Raw genomic sequence first — 25635 nt, 5'->3', positions numbered from 1 at the left:
GCACTGTGTGAGCGTGCCTGAGTGTGGGTGTCGCGCCAGTCTACCGCCGGGGCTGTGACGCCGCATGGCGCCGCAGCCCGCGTCAGCTCGTCAGAACGCCGCCTCGATGGTGGCGTTGCCGTCGATGATCTCCCGCACCGGGTCGCTCGTGAACGCGTCGATGAGCGCCTCGGTGGAGGGGGCATCCGCGTCCTCCTCGGGGACGACGAGCTGCAGTGCGAAGCGGTCGTCGAGCTCGGTGAGCAGGCCGTCGTCCTGCGGGGTGAGGCCGAGCGCCGCGATGTGCGACGGCCACTGGAAGACGAGATCCGCCTCGTCGTACGCCGTGTTGAGCTGATTGATCTGCAGCTCGAGGAACGTCAGGTCCTTCGGGTTCTCGGCGATGTCGTCGACGGTGGCCTCGTAGGGGTCGACGCCCTCGGCCAGCGTGATGATGTCGGCATCCGCCAGCATCTTTAGGGCGCGGCCGGTGTTCGACGCGTCGTTGGGGATCGCGACGGTCGCGCCCTGCGGAAGATCGGCGATGTCGTCGATCGTCTTGGAGTAGAAGGCGATCGTGAAGTTGTAGATCGGCTGCACGGCGGTGAGGTCCGCGTCGTTCGCAGCGTTGAACTCCTGCATGTAGGGCTCGTGCTGTGAGAAGTTCGCGTCGATGTCGCCGGCGGCGAGCATCTTGTTGATCGTGACGTAATCGGCGACCTCGACCAGCTGGACCTCGTAGCCGTCCTCGATCTCGTCGGCCGCGGCCTCCACGATGTCGGTCATCGGGGAGGTGACGGCACCGACGCGGATCGTCTGCACCTCGTCGCCGCCCGTCGGGGCGGGGGAGGCGCAGCCGGCCAGGAGGGCGACCGCGGCGGCGGTGGATGCTGCGGCGAGGGTGAGGCGGCTCGGGGACATAGGTGCTCCTTGTGGGATGGGGTGGATGTCGGAGGTGGCAGAGGCTCAGCGGTGGTCGAGGAGGACCGAGATCCGCTGCCCGACTGCCTGGATCACGAGGACGATGGCGAGGATGACGAGGATCGTGAAGTACATGAGCACGTCGTCGTACTCCTGGTAGCCGTAGCGCAGCGCGAAGTCGCCGATCCCGCCGCCGCCGACGACACCGAGGACGGTCGAGTAGGAGAGCAGACTGATGCTCGCCGAGGTGAGCGCGTACACGAGGCCCGGCAGGGCCTCGGGCAGCAGGAAGCGCCACACGGTCTGCGGAACCGTCGCCCCGAGGGTCTGCGCGACCCGGGGGATGCCGGGGCTCACCTCGCGGAGGATCTGCTCCACCAGGCGGCCGTAGACGGCGACAGCGACGACGCAGAGCGAGAAGGTCGCAGCCGGCGTGCCGAAGGTCGTGCCGTAGATCGCCCGGGTCGCGGGTACGAGGAAGACCACCAGCAGCAGGAACGGGAAGGACCGGATGACGTTGATCAGGACGTTCGCGACGGTCCACACGACGCGTTGCGGGCGGATGCCGCCGGGTCGCGTCAGGTACACGGCGGCGCCGAGGGGGAGACCGATCAGCACGGCTGCGGCGAGGGAGACACCGAGCATATAGGCCGTCTCACCGAGCGCTTCGACGAGGTCGTCGCCGCGCTCGGCGAGCGACGCGCCGAGGGAGGCGAGAATGTCCTGCGGCTCGGTCATGCGCCCAGCTCCCGCCGCGCCCGATCGAGGTAGGTCTCACGCTCGCGTCGCACCGCCGGCGTGACCGTCAGGAGCTCGACGAGCCTTCCCGCATCGAACAAGGCCACGCGCTCGCACACATCGCGCACGACCTCGAGGTCGTGCGTCACGATGACGACGGTGGTGCCGAAGCGGTCGCGCGCGTTGCGGAGGAGGTCGAGGACCTCGGCCGCCGTCCCCGCGTCCAGGGCCGACGTCGGCTCGTCGCACAGGAGGAGGCGCGGGCGCGTGACCAGCGCCCGGGCGATCCCGACCCGCTGGCGCTGCCCGCCGCTGAGCTGCGCGGGATAGGCATCCGCTCGGTGGTCGAGTCCTACGAACCGGAGCACCTCGTCGACGGTCCCGGGGGAGCGCTCACGCCGCGGGTGAAGGCTGAGGGCGACCTCGACGTTCTGCCGGACGGTGCGGTTGGACAGCAGGTGAACGCCCTGGAACACCACGCCGATCTCGCGGCGCAGTCGACGCAGACCCGGGCGATCGAGTCCACGGACGTCCTGGTCGAGCACCGTGACGACACCCTCCGTCGTCATGACCTCCCCGGTGAGCAGACCGAGGAGCGTGCTCTTGCCCGCACCGCTCTCACCGATCACACCGAGGATCTCCCCGGCCCGGACCGTGAGATCCACATCGCTCAGTCCGGTCACGCCACCGGGGTACACCACGCCCGCGCGTGAGAGCGAGACGGGGTTTGCGGGCAGCACGATAGGACCTCAGGCCGTTGTTGGATGAAGTCCAATTATAGTTCTGACATGACCACCAGGTACCGGACCGAAGCGATCAACGACGACGGCGGGACAGGTGTCAGCCGCGTGGTGGGCGGCATGACCGTTCCCGTCACGAATCCGTTGAGTCCGGATGCCGATCTCTCCCGCAGCAACCCCGAGCAGCTCCTCGCCCTCGCGTGGGCGACGTGCCTGGACGCGACTCTGCAGGCCATCGTGAAGAAGTCGCACCGCACACGGGTCCGCGTGGAGGTCGAACTGCAGGACTCACCCAGCCGGGGCGGCTACGAGTTCCACGTGACCGCGTTCGTCTCGGCCGAGGGACGCACGATCGCCGAGACGGAGGACCTCGTGACCGCGGCACATGACCGCTGCCCGATCTCCCGCCTCCTGCAGGGGGCGGCGACGGTCGCCCTCCGCGCCGAGGGCTGGGCGGGCTGACGCCTCAGCGGTCGACGGCGAATCCGAGGTGCGGCATGTCGACACTCCGGTAGCGGACGGTGAACCGCCGTCGCACCGTCATTCCCAGGCGGATCGCGACGTTCATCGAGGCGATGTTGGTGTCCCGGATCTTGGCCCACACCGACGCGGCATCCCGTTCGCGGAAGGCCCAGTCGCGGCTCGCGCTCGCCGCCTCGGTCGCGTAGCCGCGATGCCAGTGCGATCGGCGGAAGAGGTAGCCGACCTCGAGGACCTCGTCGTCCTCAATGCGCTGACGAGTGATGCCGCATTGGCCGATGAGGACGCCCGGGTCGTCGGCGAGATCCACCGCCCACAGACCGAAACCGTCTTCCTCATAACGGCGGAGGTTGCGCTCGAGCCATTGCCGCGTCTCGTCCTCGGTGAAGGCTCCTTCGTACGCCTCCATCGCCACCGGATCGGCCAGGATCCGTCGGAGCGCGGGAAGGTCGTCGGGCGTCATCGGCCGGAGAACGAGGCGTTCGGTGCGCACCTCCATCGTCAGCCCCGGACGTCGACGCCGAGGGATGCCGCGAACGCCCGCGCGTGCGAGGTCACCTGCGTCTCGGTGAGGGTGGCCCCGCGCAGCATCCGGACATCCGTGAACGAGAGGACCTCAGCGCCCCGCAGATCGACGTCGCTCGCCTGCCACTCGCGCAGGTCCAGCTCGTCGATGGCGGTATCCGCCATCCGCAGGCGTTCGACACGGGCGCCCGGGACGTCGAGGGTGCCGATGCGGCATCCGCTGATGTCGACGTCGCGCAGGGTCGCGCCGCCGGCCGTCAGGTAGTCGACCCTGACTGCGTCCAGCAGGATGCCGTCGCAGCGGGCACGCGACAGGTCAAGCGTCCCGATGCGGCCTCCGCGGATGACGACGGTCCGCCAGGTGCCGTCGCGGGCGATCAGCTCAGCGGCGGACACGCCCTCGAACACCACGTCGGCCACGATCGCGCCGGTCAGATCCACCGACTCGACGGATGCCGGGGCGACGACACTCTCGCTGATGCGGGCGTGCGCGGCATCCGTCGTTCCCGGCTCGAGGTCGATACGCGCCTCGAAAGCCTCACCCGACCGGCGGAGCGCGGCGGGGGAGAACTCGGTGGGAAGATCGGGATCCGGGATGCGGGGAGGCTCGGGACGGATGCGGGTGCGGGCCATGACGCCAGGCTATGCCGACGGTATGATCGAGTCATCAGCACCGATCCGGCCATCACCGGGGAGCTCTCGGAAGAACAGCGGTCCGCCGCCCAGTAGAACCGAGCGGGGCAGGCCCGTCATCGCCGCAGGTGAGTGGGTGCACCCGGATCCGGGCAGCGCCAAGCGGGGTGGTACCGCGGTCTCCGGATCGTCCTCGCAGGAGCAGACCTGCAGGAGTGACATGACCTACCCCCGACCTTCCGCCTTCGGCCCGGCCGCCGACGCGCCCGCGGCCGTCGTCCCGAGTCCGCGCTTCCCCGATCTCGAACGCGACGTCCTCGCCTTCTGGGAGCAGGACGACACGTTCCGCGCGTCGATCGCCCAGCGCGACGGCGCGGACGAATGGGTCTTCTACGACGGCCCGCCATTCGCCAACGGCCTGCCGCACTACGGGCACCTCCTCACCGGCTACGCCAAGGACCTCTTCCCGCGCTTCCAGACGATGCGCGGCAAGAAGGTCGACCGCGTCTTCGGCTGGGACACGCACGGCCTTCCGGCTGAGCTCGAGGCGATGAAGCAGCTCGGGATCACGGAGAAGAGCGAGATCGAGGAGATGGGGATCGCCGCCTTCAACGCGAAGGCACGCTCCTCCGTCCTCGAGTACACCCGGGAGTGGGAGGACTACGTCACCCGCCAGGCCCGATGGGTCGACTTCGAGCGCGGCTACAAGACGCTCGACACCGGCTACATGGAGTCGGTGCTGTGGGCCTTCAAGGAGCTCTACGACAAGGACCTCGCCTACGAGGGCCACCGTGTCCTGCCCTATTGCTGGCGCGACGAGACGCCGCTGTCCAATCACGAGCTGCGCATGGACGACGACGTCTACAAGATGCGGCAGGACCCGTCCGTCACGGTGACCTTCCCGCTCGTCGGGGCGAAGGCCGAGGCGCTCGGCCTCACCGCCGTCCGCGCCCTGGCGTGGACGACGACGCCGTGGACCCTGCCCACCAACCTCGCGCTCGCCGTCGGTCCCGACATCGAGTACGTCGTCGTGCCCGGCGGTCCCGCCGGCGCCGCGGACGTCCACGAGGACGCGATCGAAGGGCAGTCGCACCGCTATCTCCTGGCTGCCGACCTGCTGGGGAACTACGCGAAGGACCTCGGCTACGCCTCGGCGGACGAGGCGCGGGACGCGGTCGACCAGACGGTCCGTGGCGCCGAACTCGCCGACGTCGCCTACGACCGGCTCTTCGACTACTACGCCGACGAGGAGACCTGGGGCACGCAGAACGCCTGGCGCATCCTCGTCGACGACTACGTCACCACGACCGACGGCACCGGCATCGTCCACCAGGCCCCGGCCTACGGTGAGGACGACCAGCGGGTGACGGGGGCCGCCGGCATCCCGCTCATCATGAGCCTCGACGACGGCGGCCGCTTCCTGCCGCAGGTGACCGATGTCGCCGGCGAGCTGTGGATGGACGCCAACCGTCCCCTCATCCGCCTGCTCAACGCCGAGGGGCGCCTGCTCCGCGAGGCGTCGTACGAGCACTCGTACCCGCACTGCTGGCGCTGCCGGAACCCCCTCATCTACAAGGCCGTCTCGAGCTGGTTCGTGCGGGTCACCTCGATCAAGGACCGCCTCGTCGAACTCAACGAGCAGATCACCTGGGCGCCCGAGAACGTCAAGCACGGTCAGTTCGGCAAGTGGCTCGAGGGCGCGCGCGACTGGTCGATCAGCCGCAACCGGTTCTGGGGATCGCCGATCCCGGTGTGGAAGAGCGACGACCCCGAGTACCCGCGCGTCGACGTCTACGGCTCGCTCGCCGACCTCGAGCGTGACTTCGGCCGGCTGCCGGTCAACGAGGCGGGCGAGGTCGACCTGCACCGCCCGTTCATCGACGACCTCACCCGTCCGAACCCGGACGACCCGACCGGGAACTCCACGATGCGCCGCATCGAGGACGTCTTCGATGTCTGGTTCGACTCCGGGTCGATGCCGTACGCGCAGGTGCACTACCCGTTCGAGAACCGCGAGTGGTTCGACGAGCACGCTCCCGCGGACTTCATCGTCGAGTACATCGGGCAGACGCGCGGCTGGTTCTACGTCATGCACGTGCTCTCCGGTGCCCTGTTCGACCGTCCCGCGTTCTCGGGGGTCGCCTGCCACGGCATCGTCCTGGGCAGCGACGGGCAGAAGATGTCGAAGTCGCTCCGGAACTACCCCGACGTCAGCGAGGTCTTCGACCGCGACGGCTCCGACGCGATGCGCTGGTTCCTCATGAGCTCGTCCGTCCTCCGCGGCGGCAACCTCGTCGTCACCGAGGAGGGCATCCGCTCCGGCGTCCGCGAGTTCCTGCTGCCGCTGTGGAACGCCTGGTACTTCTTCTCGACGTATGCGAACGCCGCCGGCGGACCGGACGGCGAAGGGTATGAGGCGGTCTGGCGCACCGACTCCACGAACGTCCTCGACCGTCACATCCTCGCTCTGACCGGCGACCTCGTCCGCGACGTGGCCGCCGACCTCGAAGCGCTGGATTCGACGATGGCCGCCGCCAAGCTGCGCGAATTCGCCGAGGCGCTCACGAACTGGTACATCCGGCGCTCGCGCGACCGGTTCTGGGTGGGGGTGGATGCCGCCGACCCGGCCACGACCGAGGCGTTCGACACGCTCTACACGGTGCTCGAGACGCTCACGCGGGTCGCGGCGCCGCTCATCCCGCTCGTCTCCGAACGCGTGTGGCAGGGCCTGACGGGCGGGCGCAGCGTGCATCTGGAGGACTGGCCCGACGCCGAGCGGTTCGCCCCGGCATCCGACATCCGCGAGGCCATGGACACCGTCCGCGAGGTCTCGTCGGTCGCCAACGCGCTGCGCAAGAAGGAGGGCAAGCGCGTGCGCCTGCCGCTCGCATCGCTGACGGTCGCCGTCGCAGGTGCCGACGCGCTCGCGCAGTTCGAGGACATCGTCCGCGACGAGCTCAACGTCAAGGCCGTGCAGGTCGTCGAGCTCACCGACGGACTCGCGGAGCAGTACGGCATCAGCCAGCGGCTCGCCGTCAACGCGCGCGCCGCGGGGCCGCGCCTGGGCAAGCAGGTGCAGCACGTCATCAAGGGCGCCAAGGCGGGCCTGTGGACCGAGACCGACGGCGTGGTCGTCGTCGACGGCATCGCGCTCGAACCGGGGGAGTACGACCTCACGCTCGAGGCGGGCGGCGTCGCCGAGGGCACCGCGATCGCGCTCCTCCCGCGCGGCGGGTTCGTGCTGCTCGACACCACGACGACGCCCGAGCTCGAGGCCGAGGGCCTCGCGCGCGACGTCATCCGCGCCGTGCAGGACGCCCGCAAGGCCGCAGGGTTCGAGGTGAGCGACCGCATCGCGCTGCAGCTCACGTTCGACGACACCGCCGACGCCGAGGCCGTCGCGTCCGCGTTCGCGGTCGCCGACGTCGCGGGGGAGACCCTGTCGGTCGCCGACCTCGTCGCCACCGCCGACGGGAGCACCCTGCGCGGCGAGGCCCTGCGCTCGGCCCCCGAGCACACGGCATCCGTCCCGGCCGGCACGTACGCGAACGCCGGCGCCTTCACGATCGGCGTGCGCCGGATCGGAGCGACCTCATGAGCGACCGCACACGAGCGGATGCCGTGTACGCGGCTCTCCTGCAACGGCAGGGCGAGCGGTGGGTCGAGCCCCGCGTCGAGCGCACCCGTCGTGCCCTCGAGCTGCTGGGCGACCCGCAGCGCACCTATCGCGTCATCCACGTGACGGGGACGAACGGCAAGACCTCGACGAGTCGAATCGCCGAGTCGATCGTGCGAGCCCACGGCCTGCGCACCGGCCTGTTCACCAGCCCGCACCTGGAACGGTTCACCGAGCGCATCATGATCGACGGGGAGCCCATCGCCGATGCCGCCGTCGCCGACGCCTGGGATGACGTCGCGCCCATCGTCGCGTTCGTCGACGATGAGCTCGCGGGCAAGGGCGAGCCGCCGCTCACGTTTTTCGAGCTGCTCACGGTGCTCGCGTTCGTCTCGTTCGGCGATGCGCCGGTCGACGTCGCGGTGATCGAGGTCGGCATGGGTGGGGCGTGGGACTCGACGAACACCGCCGACGGCGACGTCGCTGTGTTCGCACCGATCGACATCGACCACGCCGACAAGCTCGGCGAGACGATCGCGGAGATCGCAACCGTGAAGGCGGGGATCATCAAGCCCAGCGCGGCCGTCGTCTCGGCCGCCCAGCAGCCGGCTGCGCTCTCCGTCCTCACCGCCGCCGCGCGCGCCCAGGGTGCGAGCCTCGCCGTCGACGGCGACCAGTTCGGGCTTCTCGATCAGAAGCTCGCGGTCGGCGGCCAGCTCCTGACGGTCCGCGGTCTCGCCGCCACCTACGACGAGCTCTACCTGCCGCTGTACGGCGCACACCAGGGACGCAACGCCGCCCTGGCGATCGCGGCGGTCGAGTCGCTGATCGGCGGCGGCACGCAGCCCATCGCGCCGGACGTGCTCGCCGACGGCCTCGGCGCCGCGACGTCGCCCGGTCGACTGCAGCTCGTGGGGGTCGCCCCCACGGTGCTCGTCGACAGCGCCCACAACCCGCACGGCGCCCGGTCACTGGTCGCCGCCCTCGCGGAGTCGTTCGACTTCGATGAGTGGGGTCTCGTCCTCGGCGCTTTCGCCGACAAGGACGTCGCCGGCATCGTCGGCACCCTCGCCCCCGCCGTCGCGCATGTGTTCGCGACGGCGCCCGAGTCGGACCGCGCGCAGGAGCCGGATGCCGTCGCCGACCTCGTCGAGCAGACCGGGACACCCGTGACGGTGCACCGCGACCTCGCCGAGGCCGCCGAGGCGGCGCGCGCGTGGGCTGCGGCATCCGATCGTCGCGCCGTCGTGATCGCCGGCAGCGTCGTGCTCGCCGGTGAGGCCGTCGTCCTCGCCGAGGCCGAGGACTGGAAGTCGGGGTACGAGTCGTGAGCAGGCCACGCGTGCGACGGCAGCGCGGCGCCCGGGAATCGCTTTTGTCGGTCATCCTCGGCTTCGAGTCGATCGTCGCGTTCCTGGCCGGCCTCGCGGTCTACGGGCTGCGGGCACTGCCCCAGGGGATCGAACCGTGGTGGGGCATCGTCGGCGGCGTCGTCCTCGGCATCCTCATGATCGCCCTGGCCGGCGTCACCCGCTATCGCTGGGCCGTCGTCGCCGGTGGTGCCCTGCAGGTCGTCATCGCACTCGGGGCGTTCCTCGTGCCAGCGCTCCTGATCGCGGCGGCCGTTTTCGGTGCGTTGTACGTCTATGGCACCATCAAGGGCGGCGCGCTCGACGCGCGCAACGCCTCACTCGCCGCCGAGGCGGAGAAGAACGGAGACTGACATGGCCACCGAACAGACGCTCGTCCTCGTGAAGCCCGACGGGGTCGCCCGCGGCCTCACCGGCGCGATCCTGGCCCGCATCGAGGCGAAGGGGTACGCCCTCGTCGACATCCGCCTCGTGGAGCCCGACCGCGAGCGTCTCGAGCAGCACTACGCCGAGCACGCCGGCAAGCCGTTCTACGAGCCGCTGCTCGAGTTCATGATGTCCGGCCCGTCGGTCGCGATCCGCCTCGCCGGCAACCGCGTCATCGAAGGCTTCCGTTCTCTGGCGGGCACCACCGACCCCACCACCGCGGCTCCGGGCACCATCCGCGGCGACTTCGGCCGGGACTGGGGCCTCGCCGTCCAGCAGAACCTGGTTCACGGCAGCGACAGCGTCGAATCCGCGGACCGCGAGCTCGCCATCTGGTTCGACTGAGCCCGACGCGCGAGTGCGCCCGTCCCCGTCCGGGGCGGGCGCATCGTCGTCTCAGCGGGTGAACTCCGAGATCCAGTCCAACTGCACCTGCGCGATCACCCCGATGACCGCGAAGGCGACGATCGCCATGAGCGGCGTCCACGCCATGAGCGCGTCGGCACGCCTGCGGGCCGCAGCGGATGCCGGGAGTGCGCCGACGCGCACGAGGTGCACCATCACGGCGAAGAACGTCGGGATCGTCACCGACCAGGTGACCATGCACCAGGGGCAGAGGGTCGCCAGCACGAAGATGCTCTGCGAGATGAGCCAGAGGACGAAGGCGAACGCCGCCGTCACGCCGACGCCGAGCAGCAGCCAGAACCAGCGGGCGAATCGCGCCCCCGCCAGCAGGGCCGCACCGACGACGATCGGCGCCACCCACCCGGTGAGGCCGAGGATCGGGTTGGGGAACCCGAACACCGACCCCTGCGCGGACTCCAGGTTCTTTCCGCACTGCACCAGAAGGCTGATGTCGCAGGATGCCGCCGTCCCGGGGTTCGCGAGGATCTTGAAGCGTTCCGTCGTGAGCTCGAAGGCGGCGAACCACCCCACGACACCCGCGAAGATCAGCCACAGGGCGAAGACGGTGGGGCGGGAGTTGCGGGTCGGGGCGGCCATGCCGGCGATTATCGCACCGCCTCTGATCAGCACTCTGAGGCACCGGCCGTGCATATCCGAGGGCGTCGGTCACGGCTCCGGGCCGGGAAGTGGGATAATGGGGGTCGACGTCCCCGCGGCCGCGCCGCCAGGATGTCACCAGAAGACTTCGGGCGATCGACGCCCGCGCAGCATCACCCCGCCGAGTGTGCGGGGATCGGCTGCAGACCAGATGAGTTCGCGGCACACCTCCGAGACCGGAGCGGAGCCGCCCGATTTTCGCCGGACGGCACGCGGGGCCGTCGGCTGGGAGTAAGCCAGAGATGGCAGATGAGACGAACGACACGACAGCATCCGACGCGACCGAGGGAGAGCTGACGCCCGGCGCCACCGACGCGCAGCTCGAACAGGCCGCCGAGTCCGGTGCGCCGACCGCGGGGGAGTCCGCTCCCGAGCAGGGACAGGACGCGCCGGCCCAGGACGCCGCGACGGTGACGCCGGAGACACAGCCTGAGGAGCCCGCGGCGGACGCCGACACGGCGACGCCCGATGCGCAGCCTGAGGAGCCCGGGGCGGACGCCGACACGGCGACGCCCGAGGCGCAGCCTGAGGAGCCCGCGGCGCCGGCGGTTCCGACCGCGGTGAGCCTCGGCCTGCTGCCGGAGCAGTTCGTCTCCGCCGTCTCGACGGCGCTCCACTTCTACGCGCCTGAGGTCGCCGCCCTCCCGCCGTTGCCGCGCGATGACCGTGACGACCGCGATGACGCCGGCAGTGAGGCATCCGGCGGATCACGTCGCCGCAACCGTCGGCGCGGTGGGGGCGGTAACAGCGCCGACCAGAACGACGAGCCCGCGCCGCGCCGCCGAGTCGTCGAGGTCATCACCGAGCCGCAGCGCATCAAGGGCTCCACGCGGCTGGAGGCCAAGAAGCAGCGTCGTCGCGACGGCCGCGAGGCGGGCCGTCGTCGCGCCGTGGTGACCGAGGCCGAGTTCCTCGCGCGTCGCGAGTCGGTCGACCGCGACATGATCGTCCGTTCGCGCGGCGGCCGCATCCAGATCGGTGTGCTCGAGGACAACGTCCTCGTCGAGCACTATGTCGCCCGAAACCAGGACGCGTCGCTGATCGGGAACGTCTACCTCGGCCGCGTGCAGAACGTCCTTCCCAGCATGGAGGCCGCCTTCGTCGACATCGGCCGCGGACGCAACGCCGTGCTCTACTCCGGTGAGGTGGACTGGGATGCCGTCGAGACCGGCAATCAGCCCCGCCGGATCGAGCTCGCCCTCAAGTCGGGCGACCGTGTTCTCGTGCAGGTCACGAAGGACCCCGTCGGCCACAAGGGTGCGCGACTGACGAGCCAGATCTCGCTGCCCGGTCGGTACCTCGTCTACGTTCCCGGCGGAGCGATGAACGGCATCTCCCGGAAGCTTCCCGACACCGAGCGCGCGCGGCTGAAGAAGATCCTCAAGGAGGTCCTCCCGGAGTCCTCGGGCGTCATCGTCCGCACCGCGGCGGAGGGCGCGACCGAGGAGCAGCTCACCCGCGACGTCCAGCGACTCACCTCGCAGTGGGAGCACATCAGCACGCAGGCTCAGACGGGCCAGGCGCCCGCGCTCCTGCACTCCGAGCCCGACCTCCTCGTCAAGATCGTCCGCGACGTCTTCAACGAGGACTTCCGGAAGATGCTCATCCAGGGCGATGAGGCCTACCAGACCATCACGTCCTACCTGACAGGTGTCGCGCCCGACCTCCTCGAGCGCATCGAGAAGTACGAGGGCGAGCAGGACCCGTTCGACGTCTTCCGCGTGACGGAGCAGATCGAGAAGGCCCTGGACCGCAAGGTGTGGCTGCCGTCGGGCGGGTCGCTCGTCATCGACCGCACCGAGGCGATGACGGTCGTCGACGTCAACACCGGCAAGTTCGTCGGCACGGGCGGCAACCTCGAGGAGACGGTCACCAAGAACAACCTCGAGGCCGCGGAGGAGATCGTCCGCCAGCTGCGGCTGCGCGACATCGGCGGGATCATCGTCGTCGACTTCATCGACATGGTGCTCGAGTCCAACCGCGATCTCGTCCTGCGCAGGCTCGTCGAGTGCTTGAGCCGTGACCGGACGAAGCACCAGGTCGCCGAGGTGACCTCGCTCGGTCTCGTGCAGATGACCCGCAAGAAGATCGGTCTGGGGCTTCTCGAGACCTTCAGCGAGCCGTGCGAGGTCTGCGCCGGCCGCGGCGTCATCGTGCACCACGACCCCGTGGTCAAGCACCGCGGGTCCTCGAACGGCGGCAACGGGAACGGGAACGGCAACAACCGTCGACCGCGTCAGAACGGCGGAGCCTCGCAGAGCCAGGGCGGCGGAAACGCCGCCGCGGCTCCCGGGCACACGCATGTCATCACGGAGGGCGTGAAGTCGGCTCTGGCGCAGATCGCCGCATCCACCATCCAGCCGCACGAGGAGCCCGCTGCCGCCGCCGTGGAGGAGCCCGTCGCCGAGCGGCCCGAGCGCGCCAAGCGCCCGCGCCGTAAGAAGGCGGAGGCTCCCAAGACCGACGCCGATCGCCTGCTCGACTCGGTGCTGGAGGCGCTGCCCGAACCGAAGGCGCCCGGTCAGGGACGCGCGCGTCGTCGTGTCACGACGGCGGCGCTGACCGGCACACCCGTTCAGACCCCGACCGAGGACTGACGGCGCGCGTCACCGTCCCCGGCGTTCGCGGGTGGTGACGCGCAGCCCCGAGGTGATGAGTCGCCGCACCAGCTCATGCGCGCTGACCCGCTGTGCGCCGCCCGCCACGAGCCGCTCGAGCGCGTCCTCGGGCACGTCGTAGTGGTCGCGGTCGAAGGCACGGGCCGGGATGCCGTGGGCCGCCGCGAAAGCGTGGAGCTCGTCGAGATCGCTGTCCGAGACCATGTGGGCCCACAGGCGACCGTGCGCCGGCCACATCGCGGAGTCGACGAGGATGGCCATCCGCCGATCATATGACCGGCCGGAGCGGCGGGGATCGGCCGCGGCGCGCCGAGCCGTGCTTTTGCCCTCGCTGCGGCGATCGGGTATCCTGGTTCCTTGGTGCGTCACGTGTCGCAGGCAGTTGCGACGCAGAGCCTGGCTTCCGCACCACGACTTCCAGTCTCATCAGACAATCGGAGCCGAGCGCTCCACAGAAGAAACAAGGTGTGAAGTGGTTTACGCAGTTGTGCGCGCCGGTGGCCGTCAGGAGAAGGTCCAGGTCGGCACCATCGTCGTCCTCGACCGTCAGGCGGCGAAGGTCGGCGACAAGATCGAGCTCCCCGCCGTCCTGTTCGTCGACGGCGACGCCGTGACGACCGACGCCGACAAGCTCGCCAAGGTCACGGTCACCGCCGAGGTCCTCGGCGAGGAGCGCGGCCCGAAGATCGTCATCCAGAAGTTCAAGAACAAGACCGGCTACAAGAAGCGCCAGGGGCACCGCCAGGACCTCACGCGCGTCAAGATCACCGGCATCAAGTAAGAAGCCGAGAGGACACGAGAGATGGCACACAAAAAGGGCGCAAGCTCCACCCGTAACGGTCGTGACTCCAACGCACAGCGCCTCGGCGTGAAGCGTTTCGGCGGCCAGCAGGTCCTCGCCGGCGAGATCATCGTCCGTCAGCGCGGCACCCACTTCCACCCGGGCGCCGGTGTCGGCCGCGGTGGCGACGACACGCTGTTCGCGCTGGCCGCGGGCGCGGTCGAGTTCGGCACGAAGGGCGGCCGCAAGGTCGTCAACATCGTGTCGGTCCCCGAGTAATCGGACGCATTCCTTCATGAGGGGCGGGCTACGGCCCGCCCCTCATCTTTTCCCCCGATAGGAGACATCGCATGGTGACGTTCGTCGACCGCGTGACGCTGCATCTGCGCGCGGGCAAGGGCGGCAACGGCTGTGTCTCCGTCCGCCGCGAGAAGTTCAAACCGCTCGCCGGCCCCGACGGCGGCAACGGCGGGCACGGCGGGGACATCGTCCTCGTCTCAGACCCCCAGGTGACGACGCTCCTGTCGTATCACCACTCGCCGCACCGCTCTGCGGGCAACGGCGGCTTCGGCATGGGTGACAACCGCTCGGGCGCCGCCGGCGAGGACCTCGAACTGTCTGTCCCGGTGGGCACGGTCGTCAAGGACGATGACGGCGAGACGCTCATCGACATGGCGACTCCCGGCATCCGCTTCGTGGTGGCACCGGGTGGGCAGGGCGGTCTCGGCAACGCGGCTCTCGCGAACCCGAAGCGCAAGGCTCCCGGCTTCGCGCTCCTCGGTACCCCTGGGTGGGAGGGGGACGTCCACCTCGAGCTCAAGACGGTCGCAGACGTGGCGCTCGTCGGGTTCCCGTCCGCCGGCAAGTCCAGCCTGATCGCGGCGATCTCCGCGGCCCGTCCCAAGATCGCCGACTACCCGTTCACGACTCTTCACCCGAATCTCGGGGTCGTGCAGGCCGGCGACGCGCGCTTCACGGTGGCCGACGTCCCGGGCCTCATCGAGGGCGCGAGCGAGGGGAAGGGCCTGGGGCTCGAGTTCCTGCGCCACGTCGAACGCTGCACGGCTCTCGTGCATGTCCTCGACTGCGCGACCCTCGAACCGGGGCGCGACCCCATCAGCGACCTCGACGTGATCCTCGCGGAGCTCGCGGCCTACCCGGTGCCCGAGGGGCAGGTACCGCTCCTCGAGCGTCCGCAGCTCGTCGCGCTCAACAAGCTCGACGTCCCCGAGGCCAAGGACCTCGCCGACCTCGTCCGGCCCGACCTCGAGGCACGCGGTTTCCGCGTCTTCGACATCTCGACGGTCAGTCGCGACGGTCTGCGTCAGCTCACGTTCGCGCTGGGTGAGATCGTCGAGGAGCACCGGGCGGCGCTCGCGGCAGCGCCCGTGCCGGAGCGTGTCGTCATCCGACCCAAGGGTGCGACGAAGGATTTCGAGATCCGCGTCGAGGGAGGCACGTACGGGAACATCTACCGGATCCTGGGCGAAAAGCCGGTCCGGTGGGTGCAGCAGACCGACTTCCAGAACGAGGAAGCGGTCGGCTTCCTGGCGGACCGACTCGAGAAGCTGGGTGTCGAGGACGAGCTGTTCCGCGCCGGAGCGCAGGCCGGTTCGACGGTCGTCATCGGACCCGGCGACGGCATCGTCTTCGACTGGCACCCCTCGCTCAGCTCCGCGGCCGAGCTGATGACCGCGCCCCGCGGCACGGACCCGCGTCTCGACCTCAATCCGCGACGCACCACGTCGCAGCGCCGTGACCGATACCACGAGCGGATGGACGCGAAGGCCGAGGCCCGTGCGGAGCTCGAGTCCGAGCGTCTCGCGGTGCGCGGGGAGGACGAGGACGCGTCGTGACCCTGCAGGACCGCGGCGGGATCGCCGGCGCACGACGTGTCGTCGTCAAGGTGGGTTCGTCGTCGATCAGCGGCGAGAACGCGGGCAAGATCGGCCCGATCGTCGACGCCCTCGCGGAGGCCCACGCACGGGGGACCGAGGTCGTGCTGGTCTCGTCCGGTGCCATCGCCACCGGGATGCCGTTCCTGCTGCTCGATGCCCGTCCGAGTGACCTCGCCACGCAGCAGGCCGCGGCCGCGGTCGGGCAGAACGTCCTGATCTACCGGTACCAGGAGGCGTTGCGCCCGTTCGAGATCGTCGCGGGTCAGGTCCTGCTGACAGCCGGTGACCTCGAGAACCCGACCCACCGTTCGAACGCGCGACGCGCGATGGAGCGGCTGCTCGGCCTCCGCATCCTGCCCATCGTCAACGAGAACGACACGGTCGCGACGCACGAGATCCGCTTCGGCGACAACGACCGTCTCGCGGCTCTCGTCGCGCAGTTGATCGGAGCCGACGCGCTCGTGCTGCTGAGCGACATCGAGACGCTGTACACGAGGCCGCCGGACGAGCCCGGCGCCCTTCCCATCCGCAACGTCGCGTTCGGTGACGACCTCGCCGGCTACCAGTTCGGCTCGGTCGTCGTGAACAGCGTCGGCACGGGCGGAGCGGCCACCAAGGTGTCGGCAGCCCGACTCGCTTCCACGGCGGGGATCGCCGTGCTCGTGACGAGCGCCGACCTGGTCCACGCCGCGCTCCGGGGCGATGAGGTGGGCACCTGGTTCGCTCCGAATCCGGAGCCCGCCGCGCCCTCGATCACGGGTTCGGTGCGGGTCCCCGACGCCTGACACGGAGGGGAGCCTCGGCATCCGTCCGCTCTAGACTTGGCGGATGACGATCACCGCGACCACACCCCAGGAGCGCATGCACGCCGCACGCACCGCGTCCCGATCCGTGGGTCTGTTGACGGATGCCACGAAGGCAGGGCTCCTGCGCTCGATCGCCGACGCGATCGAGGCGAATGTCGCGCCCATCGTCGCCGCCAACGCCGATGACCTGGCGCGCGGTCGTGCGGACGGGCTGTCGACGGGGCTGCTCGACCGGTTGACGCTCGACGACCAGAGGGTGCGTGCTCTCGCCGCGGCCGTGCGCGACGTCGCCGACCTCCCCGACCCGGTCGGCCGCGTCCTCGACGAGCGCACTCTGCCCAACGGGCTCCACCTGCAGAAGGTCTCGGTCCCGTTCGGGGTGATCGGTTCCATCTACGAAGCCCGCCCCAACGTCACCGTCGACATCGCCGCCCTCGCGCTGCGCTCGGGCAACGCCGTCGTGCTGCGCGGCGGGAGTGCGGCGCAGTCCTCGAACGCGGCGCTGATCTCCGTCATGCGCGGCGCCCTCGCCGAGGCGGGCGTCGATCCCGACGCCATCCAGACCGTCGACGACTTCGGTCGCGAGGGCGCCCGCGCGCTCATGCGGGCTCGCGGCCTCGTGGACGTCCTCGTCCCGCGCGGCAGCGCGCAGCTGATCGAGACCGTCGTCACGGAGTCCACGGTGCCGGTCATCGAGACCGGTGCGGGTGTCGTGCACATCGTGCTCGACGAGTCGGCTCCGCTCGACTGGGCGACCGACATCGCCGTCAATGCGAAGGTGCAGCGCCCCAGCGTCTGCAACGCGGTCGAGACGCTCCTCGTTCACCGCAGCGCTGCGGAGCGACTCGTGCCGACCGTCGTGGCAGCACTGCAGGCGCAGGGCGTCACGGTGCACGGCGACGAGGCGACGGCCTCCCTGGTCCCCGGTGTGGTCCCCGCCACCGAGGACGACTGGGCGACCGAGCACATGAGCCTCGACATCTCGGTGCGCGTGGTCGAGGACCTCGACGACGCGCTCGCGCACATCCGCCGGTACTCGACGCAGCACACCGAGTCGATCATCACGACGGATGATGCCGTCGCCGCGCGGTTCCTCGCAGAGGTGGATGCGGCTGTCGTCATGGTCAACGCCTCGACGCGGTTCACCGACGGCGGCGAGTTCGGTTTCGGCGCGGAGGTCGGAATCTCGACGCAGAAGCTCCATGCGCGCGGACCGATGGGGCTGCCGGAACTGACGACCACGAAGTGGCTGGCGCGGGGCGCCGGGCAGATCCGGTCCTGACCGCCTAAACTGTTGCTGCACCCGACCCCTCGAACGGAGCCCGAATGAACCTCGTGACGACCATCGTTTCCGCTGCGGCGGAGGCCGAGCACCACGGCGGCAACGTCATGGCCACGACCTTCGTGTACGGCGTGGTCGCCTTCGTGCTGTTCATGCTGCTGGCGCTCGTGTCGGTGTCGTACCGCAACGTGGCCAACCGCCACGCTCACAAGGCCGAGGCGTACGCCGCGAAGAACCCCGTGCAGCAGGCGGGCCACGGCCACCACTGACGCCGTGTCGATGGCAACCACGCGCGCACCGCGAATCGGTGTGATGGGCGGCACGTTCGACCCGATCCATCACGGCCACCTCGTGGCGGCGAGCGAGGTCGCACAGTCGTTCGATCTTGACGAGGTGATCTTCGTCCCGACCGGTCAGCCGTGGCAGAAGTCTGGTGTCTCCTCCGCGGAACACCGCTACCTGATGACCGTCATCGCGACGGCATCCAACCCGATGTTCACGGTGAGTCGCGTGGATGTCGACCGGACGGGGGCGACGTACACGATCGACACCCTGCGCGACCTCAAGGCGCAGCGGCCGGATGCGGACCTGTTCTTCATCACCGGAGCGGACGCCATCGCGCAGATCCTGGGTTGGCGCGACGTCTCGGAGCTGTGGGAGCTCGCACACTTCGTCGCGGTGTCTCGCCCGGGACACACGCTGAGCGTGGATGGGCTCCCGGCTGAGGACGTCAGCAAACTCGAGATCCCCGCCCTGTCGATCTCCTCCACCGACTGCCGCGCCCGCGTGAGCCGTGGACACCCCGTCTGGTACCTCGTCCCGGATGGCGTCGTCCAATACATTGCGAAGCATCACCTGTATCGGAGCAAGGCATGAGTACACCTGACCAGCCGAGCACTCCGCCGCTCACCCGGCGCCAGCTGCGCGAGTTGCGCAACACGGCATCGACGCCGATCATCACGCCCGAGCAGGCGCAGGCGGATGCCGAGATGTCGGACGCCGCCGCAGAGGAGGCAGCCGAGGCCGCCGCCGCGCACGAGGCCGAGGTCGCGCCCGAGCGCACGCCGATCGCGCTCGACGATCTGTCCGATCTGGACCCGGACGCGCAGCCGGTCACTCGGCGGCAGGCCCGCCTGCTCGAGAAGCTCCGCACCGGGACGCTGGACGTCGTTCCGGCGGACACCGGCGAGGTCGAGAGCACGGAGCCCGAGGTGGAGCTGGTGCCCGCGGCCGCAACCGAGGACGCGGGCGACGCGGAAGAGGCGGAAGGCCACCCCGCGGATGCCGGCGAATCCGAGGTCGATGAGCCGGTCGAAGAGCCCGTCGCAGCGGACGAGCCCGCCGACGGCGAGGCCGTCGACGATGCGGTCGAGCAGGTGGAGGAAGAGCCTCAAGGCTCCGACTCGGAGCCGGGTCTCGAGACGGAACCCCCGGCCCACGACGACGGGCCCGTGACTGGAACAGGGTCCCCCGAGGGGGAGGAACCCGTCGAGGCGCAGGTCGACACGGATGCCGAGGACTCGGTCGAGAGCGAGCCCGACGGTGCTCAACAGGAGCGGTCCGCTGCGGATGAGGAGGAAAAGGAGCCTGCGCGCGTCGTCGCGCCCGATCTCGGCGCGCAGCTGCTCGAGGACGGGGCGGCCCACGTCGACCTGCCCCCGTCGTTCGATCATCTCCTGACCCGCGGAGGCAGCGGCTCGGCCTCGGCGCCGAACGCTCTCATCCTCTCGCAGACGCCGGACACCGGCTCCCTGTCCGTTCCTATCCTCGGCACGGGCGAGCTCATCATCACGGGCAGCTATCAGTTGCCCGACACGTTCGGCTCCACCGGGGCTGCGCCGGGTGTGTCGGACGGCAAGGACGCGGACGCCGCCCTCATGGACGGGGAACTCCCTGCGGCATCCTCACCGACCCCGATCGCCGCCTCCGCGGCGATCAGTACGATCAAGAGTGCGGATGAGATCATCCGCCCCCCGGCGCCCGAAAAGGGCAGCCGCCTCATGATGACCCTCGCGATCTGCGCCGGCGCCCTCGGGCTCGCGATCGCAACGGTGCTCGTCCTCATCCTTGTGAACGGAAACTTCTGATGGTCGCTGCAGAGCACACACACGAACTCGTCCAGGTCGCCGCCGCCGCGGCCGACAGCAAGGGCGGTACGGATCTCGTCGCCTTCGACGTCTCCGGCCCCCTTCCACTGATCGACGCCTTCCTCCTCGTGACCGGAAACAGCGAGCGCAACGTCGCCGCCATCGCGGACGAGGTCGAGGACAAGATGCTCGAGGCCGGCCAGAAGCGGCTGCGGCGTGAGGGGCGCGACGAGTCGCGCTGGGTGCTGCTGGACTTCGGCGACCTCGTCGTGCACGTCTTCCACGAGGAGGAGCGCGTCTTCTACGGGCTCGAGCGCCTGTGGAAGGACTGCCCGATCATCCCCGTCACGATCGCGGAGCCGACCCCGAGCGAGTGACGACGTCGCCTCATGTTCAGAGCACTCCTCGGCGTGTAGTAAGCTGAATGAGTTGCCGCGAGCGGCGACCAAGGGCCTGTGGCGCAGCTGGTAGCGCACCTGCATGGCATGCAGGGGGTCAGGGGTTCGAGTCCCCTCAGGTCCACCAAACACCCCGGTTCACCGGGGTTTTTGTGTTTCGCGGAAAGGTGGGCGTCCCCCCTGGGCATGAGATGGTGAGCGCACGGCACCGGCCGCAGGAGGAACCCGTGGAGCGCACGTCGACCCAAATAAAGATGATCCTGGCTCTGTTCGCCGCGGTCCTCATACTGTCCGCCCTCGCGGCGATCGGAGCCGTTTGGATCCCGCAGCCGGAGCTCAACCCTTTCGCGACGAACGGGGAGCTCATCGGGTACTTCTTTGCGATGCACTCCGCCGGTGGGTTGGTCGCCTTCATCATCGTGCTCGTGCTCGTGCTCGCGGATAAGGGTGACGGCGATTCCGCACCGTTGACTGCTGCATTCCTCGCGAATCTCGTCCCGGCCAGTGTCGGTCTCGCCGTCGCCGGCTTTTTCGGCAACTGGGGCACCGTTGCGATCTTCGTTGCTGCGGTGGCGCTCGTCGGTACTCTCACCTCCTGGCTCGTCGTCCGCGCTTTCGGCCGTGCGCTCCGGCGTGAGCACCCGTGACACCGGATCGCTCGCCGCACCAGGAGCGGTGTCTCAATGGGCGTTCTCCTCTCTCGGCAACGGCGGCACCGGCCGCCCAGCTTTTGCTCTGCGCAGTCGCCCCGGTCAGGCGCAGCAGCCACCGCGGTTCGCCGACCCCGACCGGAAAGGATGCCGATGGCGGATGAGACACCTCCCGGCGACGAACGCTGGCTCGTCGTCAACGGACGTCGATGGCGGCGCACCGATCCGGCCTTGCCCGCGGATCTCGTGGCGGCGCTGACCTCCCATCTCGGGCGAGGCCGATCAGCGGTGCGCCGCGCACAGGGCGATCCCGATGCAACATCGGCGGCCCGCCGGCGAGTCGACCTCGCCAAGCATGGGCTCGGGGAGCGGGGTCCGTACTGGTGGGACGAGCCGGAGGACGAGCGTCTGCGCCGAGCGGAGCAGGCGCTCGCTGAGCTGGAGGACCTCGAGAACTGACGGATCGGTGGACACCGTGTCACCTGTCGGGTCGTGCCGCCCACCTGCTGCGGGGGTGTTCGCTACGATCTCGAACGGAGGGGCGGCTATGCGGGAATCGCACCGAAAGAGTGACGCGATGGGCCGCCGGCGATTGTCGGCATCCGTCCCGGCATCCGTGTGCACGGTGGCGCTCCTGTCCGCGTGCACAAACCCGCCGGTCGGTCCTCTCTTCCAGGATGTCGCCGAGAGCCCGCACGCCTACGTGTACGTGGTGGACGGACCGGAGATGGAGTTCACCGACGGATTCGATACGTTCGCCGCGCCCGACGACGCCGACGTCGTCATCGAGTCGATCCGTTCCGTCGGCGACTCGGACGAGGTGACGGTGATCGGCACCCTGCTGTCCGGACCACTGGGGAGAAACGGCACCTGGCAGTCGTTCGACGAGTATCCGCCGATGGAGGGACTTGATGGTGAGACGTTCGAGGCGGCAGGGGCCCGCATCCCAGCGGGGTCCGGGCATTATCAGATCCTCATAGGGTACCGCGGTGCACTCACGGAACGGTCTGTGCGACGCGGCATCCAGGTCACCTACCGGATCGGGGACACGACCTACCTGGACACGTTGCCAGCCGGCATCGTCATGTGCCCAGCCGATGAAGAACAGGAATGCGGGGATGAGATGGACCGTCTCGTGAATCAGTTCGTCGATGGCACTTAGGGCGGGGACCGGAGGGCCGATGTTGCGACTCGTCCCGATGCGGCCTCGCGATCCGCACGAGCAGGGGCGCGCCGCATCCTCTCTCGAGCTGTTCTTCGACCTCGTGTTCGTCGTCGCCGTGAGCATCTCAGCCGTCCAGCTCCACCACGCACTCTCGGAGGATCACGTCCTCGACGGTGTGCTCAGCTACGCCTCCGTGTTCTTCAGCATCTGGTGGGCGTGGATGAACTTCACGTGGTTCGCGACATCCTTCGACACCGACGACTGGCTCTACCGCGTGCTCACGATCCTGCAGATGGGCGGTGTCCTCGTCCTGGCGGCGGGCGTCGAGCCTGCGTTCGTGGACGGCGACTTCCGCATCGTCACGGCGGGCTACGTCGTCATGCGGTTGGCGATGGTGGTGCAGTGGTTGCGTGCATCCCGGAGAGCCGGCCCCGCGCGCCGGGCGACCCTCTTCTACGCCGGTGGGATCACCGTTGTGCAGGCCCTGTGGGTCGCCGCGCTCGCGCTGCCGGAGGGTGTCTTCCGTTTCGCGATCATCGGTCTGATTCTGGCGGAGCTCGCCGTCCCGGTGGTCGCGGAGACCCGGGGGAACACGCCGTGGCATCCCCACCACATCACCGAGCGGTACGGACTGTTCACGCTGATCCTGCTCGGTGAGAGCCTGCTCGCCTCAGCCAATGCCATCCTCGAAGCCCTGCACGACGATGAGGCGCTGGCGCCTCTGATCGGCGTCTCCGTCCTGACACTCGTCGTCACCGCGGCGCTGTGGTGGATCTACTTCTGGCCGCCGCACCACCACGCGATCGGACGGCTGCGGAACAGCCTCGTCTACGGCTACGGCCACTACTTCGTGTTCGCCGCCGCAGGCGCCTTCTCCGCCGGCATCGAGGTCGAGATCGACGTCCTCACCGGGCACAGCGAACTCCAGGCGCCGTGGGCTGCTTTCACCTACACCGTGCCTATCGCGGTCTTCGTGTGGGTGATCTGGGTGCTGGCGATCCGGCCCTACGCTGATCGCGTCGTGAACGCCGTCGTGCCGGTCGGCGCGCTGTTGGTGCTGATCGACCCGATCATCCCCGTGCCGATCGCCCTGACCGCCGTGATCCTCGCCCTCGTCGTCGCCGTCCTGGTGTGGCGCACACCCGCCATGACCGAGCAGGCTCGATCAGGGTTCGTCGGCTGAGTCCGGGTCCTCCTCCGACACGACCGTGTCGACCGTGAGATCGCCGTCCTCCGGCGCGTGGAAACGGTCATCGGGCGCGACGGCGTCGGACGGATCGGGCGCGCCCTCCGGCGCGGGCGGGAGGCCCTCCTGCTCTCCACCGACGAAACGGTCGAGCTCGGGGGAGTGGGACGTGCTGTCAGCGCTCACGATGATCCTTTCGACCCTGCCAGTCTCGCGAGCGCCCCCACTAACGTCGAGGGGTTGACGGCGGCCCCGACCTCGACCGCGTGCCCTCTGCCGTCCGGCGCCGACCCTGAGTAACCTCGTGCTCGGCTCCACCCCCCCCGGGAGCCGGGAACGGAGAGACGGATGAAGTTCTTCCAGAGGCTCGGCCGATCGCTGATGCTGCCGGTGGCGGTGCTACCCGTCGCGGCGATCCTGTCCGGCATCGGCTACTGGATCAAGAACGCCAACGGCGGCGCGGACAACGTCGGCTCCGCGTTCCTGAGTGCGGCCGGCGGCGCCCTCCTCGACAACCTCGCGCTGCTGTTCGCCGTCGGCGTGTCGATCGGCATGGCGAAGAGGTCCGACGGCACCTCCGCCCTCGCTGGGCTGGTGTCGTGGCTGACTGTCACGACGATGCTGAGCCCGGCGACGATCGGGGCGCTGACCGGCGCCGCCGTCGACGACGTCGATCCGGCCTTCACGAAGGTGCAGAACGTCTTCGTCGGCATCATCTGCGGGCTGATCGGCGCCTGGTGCTACAACCGCTTCAAGGACGCCAAGCTGCCGGATGCGCTGTCGTTCTTCTCCGGCAAGCGCTCGGTTGCGATCGTCACCGCCGGGTTGTCACTGATCCTCGCGATCGTGCTCATGTTCGTCTGGCCGTTCGTCTACGGCGGCCTGGTGGGCTTCGGGGAGTGGATCGTGACTCTCGGTCCCGTCGGCGCCGGCATCTACGGATTCTTCAACCGACTGCTCATCCCCTTGGGGTTGCACCACGCGTTGAATTCCGTGTTCTGGTTCGACGTGGCGGGCATCAACGACCTCAACAACTTCCTGCAGGGTTCCGCGGGATACGGCGTCTACGGCGTCACCGGGCAGTACATGACGGGCTTCTTCCCCGTCATGATGTTCGGCCTCCCCGGCGCCGCGCTCGCGATGTACGTGACAGCCAAGACGACACGACGCAAGGTGGCCGCCGGCATCCTGCTCTCGGGAGCCATCTCGTCCTTCTTCGTCGGTGTCACCGAGCCCCTCGAGTTCTCGTTCATGTTCCTCGCCCCGTGGCTGTACCTCATCCACGCGGTCTTCATGGGCATCTCTCTGTTCGTCTCGGCGATTCTGCCGGTGCGCATGGGTTTCGGATTCTCGGGCGGCTTCATCGACCTGGTTCTCGGGTGGGCGAACCCGCTGGCCGAGAACCCCTGGATCATCCTGATCATGGGACCCGTCTGGTTCGTGATCTACTTCCTCGTCTTCCGGTGGATCATCCGTCGGTTCGATCTCAAGACCCCCGGACGCGAGGACGACGACGCCCTCGACGACGAGGCGACGGATGCCGCGCCTCGCGGCGACTTCCATTCGACGGCGGAACGCTTCGTCGACGCTCTCGGCGGACGCGAGAACATCGTCGAGCTCGACAACTGCGCGACACGCCTGCGCATGGAGATCGCCGACGTCGCGCGCGTCGATGAGGCCGCCCTCAAGCGCGCCGGAGCGGCGGGCACGATCAAGCCGGGCGGTCATTCCGTTCAGGTCGTCTACGGACTCAACGTGCAGTTCGTGAAGGACGCGATGGAGGACGTCATCGCGGGCCGCGCTGCGTCTGCGGCACCGCTCTCGTCGACGGGCGCGACCGTCGCGCAGGCGACGCAGGCGCCGGACATCGTGCGACTTCGCCAACCTGTTGCGGGGCGCGTGCTCTCGCTGACGGAGGTGCCCGACGAGATGTTCGCCGACGGCACGATGGGCCCGGGGGCGGCGATCGATCCCACCGGCGATGTCATCGCCGCGCCGGCCGACGGCACCGTCGAAAGCGTCTTTCCGACGGGCCACGCGATCGGGCTGCGACTCGACGACGGGACCGAACTGCTGATCCATGTCGGCATCGACACCGTCGCGATGAAGGGCGACGGATTCGAGACGCTCGTCTCCGCCGGCCAGCGGGTCGCCACCGGTGACGGACTGATCCGCTTCGATCGGGCGAAGATCTTGGCCGTGGGCCATTCCCCGATCACGCCGATCGTCGTTCTGAACAACCCGCAGGCGCGCATCGAGCTCGGGTGAGATGCG

28 protein-coding genes and 1 tRNA gene are annotated in these 25635 nt (G+C 69.3%); 21 read left to right on the top strand and 8 right to left on the bottom strand.

Features of this window, described 5'->3' with window-relative positions; genetic code table 11:
- Positions 1–90: 90 nt before the first annotated feature.
- From AB0259_RS05965 to AB0259_RS05955, 3 genes are read right to left on the bottom strand one after another with little or no spacing between them, the layout of a single operon-like run.
- The gene (locus tag AB0259_RS05965; protein ID WP_251580597.1) at positions 91–900 is read right to left on the bottom strand and encodes a MetQ/NlpA family ABC transporter substrate-binding protein; all 810 of its coding nucleotides are present in this window, start codon (positions 898–900) and stop codon (positions 91–93) included.
- Positions 901–945: 45 nt separating this feature from the next.
- Complete coding sequence (locus tag AB0259_RS05960) at positions 946–1638, bottom strand: methionine ABC transporter permease (protein WP_366220085.1); 693 nt, start codon at positions 1636–1638, stop codon at positions 946–948.
- Positions 1635–2321 (bottom strand): ATP-binding cassette domain-containing protein, encoded by a 687-nt coding sequence (locus AB0259_RS05955; RefSeq protein WP_366235781.1) that lies wholly within the window; start codon positions 2319–2321, stop codon positions 1635–1637. The genes AB0259_RS05960 and AB0259_RS05955 overlap by 4 nt, the downstream gene beginning before the upstream one ends.
- Positions 2322–2426: 105 nt before the next feature.
- Here AB0259_RS05955 and AB0259_RS05950 point away from each other — a divergent pair, with 105 nt between their 5' ends.
- A complete protein-coding gene (locus AB0259_RS05950; RefSeq protein ID WP_366220089.1) occupies positions 2427–2840 on the top strand; it encodes an OsmC family protein in 414 nt (137 codons plus the stop codon).
- A 4-nt stretch (positions 2841–2844) separates the two neighbouring features.
- On the opposite strand, the gene AB0259_RS05945 is transcribed toward AB0259_RS05950, so the two are convergent.
- Together AB0259_RS05945 and AB0259_RS05940 are read right to left on the bottom strand one after the other, a co-directional pair.
- Positions 2845–3357 carry a GNAT family N-acetyltransferase gene (locus AB0259_RS05945; protein WP_366220091.1) on the bottom strand — a complete coding sequence of 171 codons (513 nt, stop codon included), beginning with the start codon at positions 3355–3357 and terminating at the stop codon, positions 2845–2847.
- Between the two features lie 2 nt (positions 3358–3359).
- The gene (locus AB0259_RS05940; protein ID WP_366220092.1) at positions 3360–4016 is read right to left on the bottom strand and encodes a hypothetical protein; all 657 of its coding nucleotides are present in this window, start codon (positions 4014–4016) and stop codon (positions 3360–3362) included.
- A 220-nt stretch (positions 4017–4236) separates the two neighbouring features.
- On the opposite strand from AB0259_RS05940, the gene ileS reads away from it, so the two are divergent.
- The 4 genes from ileS to ndk are packed head-to-tail and all read left to right on the top strand — an operon-like array spanning position 4237 to position 9773.
- Entirely contained in the window at positions 4237–7614 is a 3378-nt protein-coding gene (gene ileS / locus AB0259_RS05935) for an isoleucine--tRNA ligase (protein WP_366220094.1), read from the top strand.
- On the top strand, positions 7611–8963 hold the full coding sequence (locus AB0259_RS05930; protein ID WP_366220095.1) for a folylpolyglutamate synthase/dihydrofolate synthase family protein: 1353 nt from the start codon (positions 7611–7613) through the stop codon (positions 8961–8963). The genes ileS and AB0259_RS05930 overlap by 4 nt, the downstream gene beginning before the upstream one ends.
- Positions 8964–8974: 11 nt before the next feature.
- Complete coding sequence (locus AB0259_RS05925) at positions 8975–9355, top strand: DUF4233 domain-containing protein (RefSeq protein ID WP_251580605.1); 381 nt, start codon at positions 8975–8977, stop codon at positions 9353–9355.
- Position 9356: 1 nt separating this feature from the next.
- A complete protein-coding gene (gene ndk, locus AB0259_RS05920) occupies positions 9357–9773 on the top strand; it encodes a nucleoside-diphosphate kinase (RefSeq protein ID WP_251580606.1) in 417 nt (138 codons plus the stop codon).
- Positions 9774–9824: 51 nt separating this feature from the next.
- Here the strand turns inward: ndk and AB0259_RS05915 are convergent, their stop codons facing one another.
- On the bottom strand, positions 9825–10430 hold the full coding sequence (locus tag AB0259_RS05915) for a vitamin K epoxide reductase family protein (RefSeq protein WP_366220097.1): 606 nt from the start codon (positions 10428–10430) through the stop codon (positions 9825–9827).
- Positions 10431–10732: 302 nt separating this feature from the next.
- Here AB0259_RS05915 and AB0259_RS05910 point away from each other — a divergent pair, with 302 nt between their 5' ends.
- Positions 10733–13087 (top strand): Rne/Rng family ribonuclease, encoded by a 2355-nt coding sequence (locus AB0259_RS05910; protein ID WP_366220098.1) that lies wholly within the window; start codon positions 10733–10735, stop codon positions 13085–13087.
- Positions 13088–13096: 9 nt separating this feature from the next.
- Here the strand turns inward: AB0259_RS05910 and AB0259_RS05905 are convergent, their stop codons facing one another.
- A complete protein-coding gene (locus AB0259_RS05905; RefSeq protein ID WP_366220099.1) occupies positions 13097–13369 on the bottom strand; it encodes a DUF4031 domain-containing protein in 273 nt (90 codons plus the stop codon).
- A gap of 211 nt (positions 13370–13580) precedes the next feature.
- Between AB0259_RS05905 and rplU the strand changes: the two genes are divergently transcribed.
- The 14 genes from rplU (at position 13581) to AB0259_RS05835 (ending at position 23358) form a co-directional block, all read left to right on the top strand.
- On the top strand, positions 13581–13889 hold the full coding sequence (rplU, locus tag AB0259_RS05900) for a 50S ribosomal protein L21 (protein ID WP_251580610.1): 309 nt from the start codon (positions 13581–13583) through the stop codon (positions 13887–13889).
- A 21-nt stretch (positions 13890–13910) separates the two neighbouring features.
- Positions 13911–14168 carry a 50S ribosomal protein L27 gene (gene rpmA, locus AB0259_RS05895; protein WP_251580611.1) on the top strand — a complete coding sequence of 86 codons (258 nt, stop codon included), beginning with the start codon at positions 13911–13913 and terminating at the stop codon, positions 14166–14168.
- A gap of 71 nt (positions 14169–14239) precedes the next feature.
- The gene (gene obgE, locus AB0259_RS05890) at positions 14240–15745 is read left to right on the top strand and encodes a GTPase ObgE (RefSeq protein WP_366220101.1); all 1506 of its coding nucleotides are present in this window, start codon (positions 14240–14242) and stop codon (positions 15743–15745) included.
- A complete protein-coding gene (gene proB / locus AB0259_RS05885) occupies positions 15742–16572 on the top strand; it encodes a glutamate 5-kinase (protein ID WP_251580613.1) in 831 nt (276 codons plus the stop codon). Before obgE ends, proB begins: the two co-directional genes overlap by 4 nt.
- A 43-nt stretch (positions 16573–16615) precedes the next feature.
- The gene (locus tag AB0259_RS05880) at positions 16616–17875 is read left to right on the top strand and encodes a glutamate-5-semialdehyde dehydrogenase (protein ID WP_366220102.1); all 1260 of its coding nucleotides are present in this window, start codon (positions 16616–16618) and stop codon (positions 17873–17875) included.
- Between the two features lie 44 nt (positions 17876–17919).
- On the top strand, positions 17920–18144 hold the full coding sequence (locus tag AB0259_RS05875; protein ID WP_251580615.1) for a hypothetical protein: 225 nt from the start codon (positions 17920–17922) through the stop codon (positions 18142–18144).
- 10 nt (positions 18145–18154) lie between these two features.
- Complete coding sequence (gene nadD, locus AB0259_RS05870) at positions 18155–18751, top strand: nicotinate-nucleotide adenylyltransferase (RefSeq protein ID WP_251580616.1); 597 nt, start codon at positions 18155–18157, stop codon at positions 18749–18751.
- Positions 18748–19962: a hypothetical protein gene (locus AB0259_RS05865; RefSeq protein WP_251580617.1), complete on the top strand. Its 1215-nt coding sequence runs from the start codon at positions 18748–18750 to the stop codon at positions 19960–19962. The genes nadD and AB0259_RS05865 overlap by 4 nt, the downstream gene beginning before the upstream one ends.
- A complete protein-coding gene (rsfS, locus tag AB0259_RS05860) occupies positions 19962–20339 on the top strand; it encodes a ribosome silencing factor (RefSeq protein WP_064002207.1) in 378 nt (125 codons plus the stop codon). The genes AB0259_RS05865 and rsfS overlap by 1 nt, the downstream gene beginning before the upstream one ends.
- A gap of 72 nt (positions 20340–20411) precedes the next feature.
- Positions 20412–20487 (top strand) — tRNA-Ala (locus tag AB0259_RS05855).
- Between the two features lie 100 nt (positions 20488–20587).
- Complete coding sequence (locus tag AB0259_RS05850; protein ID WP_366220104.1) at positions 20588–21007, top strand: hypothetical protein; 420 nt, start codon at positions 20588–20590, stop codon at positions 21005–21007.
- Positions 21008–21163: 156 nt separating this feature from the next.
- A complete protein-coding gene (locus tag AB0259_RS05845; protein WP_251580619.1) occupies positions 21164–21469 on the top strand; it encodes a biopolymer transporter Tol in 306 nt (101 codons plus the stop codon).
- A gap of 166 nt (positions 21470–21635) precedes the next feature.
- On the top strand, positions 21636–22172 hold the full coding sequence (locus AB0259_RS05840; RefSeq protein ID WP_366220106.1) for a hypothetical protein: 537 nt from the start codon (positions 21636–21638) through the stop codon (positions 22170–22172).
- 19 nt (positions 22173–22191) lie between these two features.
- Complete coding sequence (locus AB0259_RS05835) at positions 22192–23358, top strand: low temperature requirement protein A (protein WP_251580621.1); 1167 nt, start codon at positions 22192–22194, stop codon at positions 23356–23358.
- Here AB0259_RS05835 and AB0259_RS05830 read toward each other — a convergent pair.
- Positions 23341–23547: a hypothetical protein gene (locus AB0259_RS05830; protein ID WP_366220108.1), complete on the bottom strand. Its 207-nt coding sequence runs from the start codon at positions 23545–23547 to the stop codon at positions 23341–23343. The genes AB0259_RS05835 and AB0259_RS05830 overlap by 18 nt on opposite strands.
- Positions 23548–23709: 162 nt before the next feature.
- Here AB0259_RS05830 and nagE point away from each other — a divergent pair, with 162 nt between their 5' ends.
- A complete protein-coding gene (nagE, locus tag AB0259_RS05825; RefSeq protein WP_366220110.1) occupies positions 23710–25629 on the top strand; it encodes an N-acetylglucosamine-specific PTS transporter subunit IIBC in 1920 nt (639 codons plus the stop codon).
- Positions 25630–25635: the final 6 nt, after the last annotated feature.

The sequence above is a fragment of the Microbacterium sp. NPDC080005 genome (assembly GCF_040702445.1).
Classification (GTDB): Bacteria; Actinomycetota; Actinomycetes; order Actinomycetales; family Microbacteriaceae; genus Microbacterium; species Microbacterium oleivorans_D.
This window is presented reverse-complemented; position numbering and strand designations above follow the sequence as displayed.

Excerpts from the sequence above, each read along its gene's own strand:
- AB0259_RS05965 (WP_251580597.1), bottom strand. The coding sequence starts at position 900 with ATGTCCCCGAGCCGCCTCACCCTCGCCGCAGCATCCACCGCCGCCGCG.
- ileS (WP_366220094.1), top strand. The coding sequence starts at position 4,237 with ATGACCTACCCCCGACCTTCCGCCTTCGGCCCGGCCGCCGACGCGCCC.
- AB0259_RS05845 (WP_251580619.1), top strand. The coding sequence starts at position 21,164 with ATGGCGGATGAGACACCTCCCGGCGACGAACGCTGGCTCGTCGTCAAC.
- AB0259_RS05945 (WP_366220091.1), bottom strand. The coding sequence starts at position 3,357 with ATGGAGGTGCGCACCGAACGCCTCGTTCTCCGGCCGATGACGCCCGAC.
- rpmA (WP_251580611.1), top strand. The coding sequence starts at position 13,911 with ATGGCACACAAAAAGGGCGCAAGCTCCACCCGTAACGGTCGTGACTCC.
- AB0259_RS05950 (WP_366220089.1), top strand. The coding sequence starts at position 2,427 with ATGACCACCAGGTACCGGACCGAAGCGATCAACGACGACGGCGGGACA.
- obgE (WP_366220101.1), top strand. The coding sequence starts at position 14,240 with ATGGTGACGTTCGTCGACCGCGTGACGCTGCATCTGCGCGCGGGCAAG.
- AB0259_RS05930 (WP_366220095.1), top strand. The coding sequence starts at position 7,611 with ATGAGCGACCGCACACGAGCGGATGCCGTGTACGCGGCTCTCCTGCAA.
- AB0259_RS05905 (WP_366220099.1), bottom strand. The coding sequence starts at position 13,369 with ATGGCCATCCTCGTCGACTCCGCGATGTGGCCGGCGCACGGTCGCCTG.
- AB0259_RS05940 (WP_366220092.1), bottom strand. The coding sequence starts at position 4,016 with ATGGCCCGCACCCGCATCCGTCCCGAGCCTCCCCGCATCCCGGATCCC.
- AB0259_RS05835 (WP_251580621.1), top strand. The coding sequence starts at position 22,192 with ATGTTGCGACTCGTCCCGATGCGGCCTCGCGATCCGCACGAGCAGGGG.
- rsfS (WP_064002207.1), top strand. The coding sequence starts at position 19,962 with ATGGTCGCTGCAGAGCACACACACGAACTCGTCCAGGTCGCCGCCGCC.
- nagE (WP_366220110.1), top strand. The coding sequence starts at position 23,710 with ATGAAGTTCTTCCAGAGGCTCGGCCGATCGCTGATGCTGCCGGTGGCG.
- AB0259_RS05865 (WP_251580617.1), top strand. The coding sequence starts at position 18,748 with ATGAGTACACCTGACCAGCCGAGCACTCCGCCGCTCACCCGGCGCCAG.
- AB0259_RS05960 (WP_366220085.1), bottom strand. The coding sequence starts at position 1,638 with ATGACCGAGCCGCAGGACATTCTCGCCTCCCTCGGCGCGTCGCTCGCC.
- AB0259_RS05875 (WP_251580615.1), top strand. The coding sequence starts at position 17,920 with ATGAACCTCGTGACGACCATCGTTTCCGCTGCGGCGGAGGCCGAGCAC.
- AB0259_RS05915 (WP_366220097.1), bottom strand. The coding sequence starts at position 10,430 with ATGGCCGCCCCGACCCGCAACTCCCGCCCCACCGTCTTCGCCCTGTGG.
- AB0259_RS05880 (WP_366220102.1), top strand. The coding sequence starts at position 16,616 with ATGACGATCACCGCGACCACACCCCAGGAGCGCATGCACGCCGCACGC.
- AB0259_RS05910 (WP_366220098.1), top strand. The coding sequence starts at position 10,733 with ATGGCAGATGAGACGAACGACACGACAGCATCCGACGCGACCGAGGGA.
- ndk (WP_251580606.1), top strand. The coding sequence starts at position 9,357 with ATGGCCACCGAACAGACGCTCGTCCTCGTGAAGCCCGACGGGGTCGCC.
- nadD (WP_251580616.1), top strand. The coding sequence starts at position 18,155 with ATGGCAACCACGCGCGCACCGCGAATCGGTGTGATGGGCGGCACGTTC.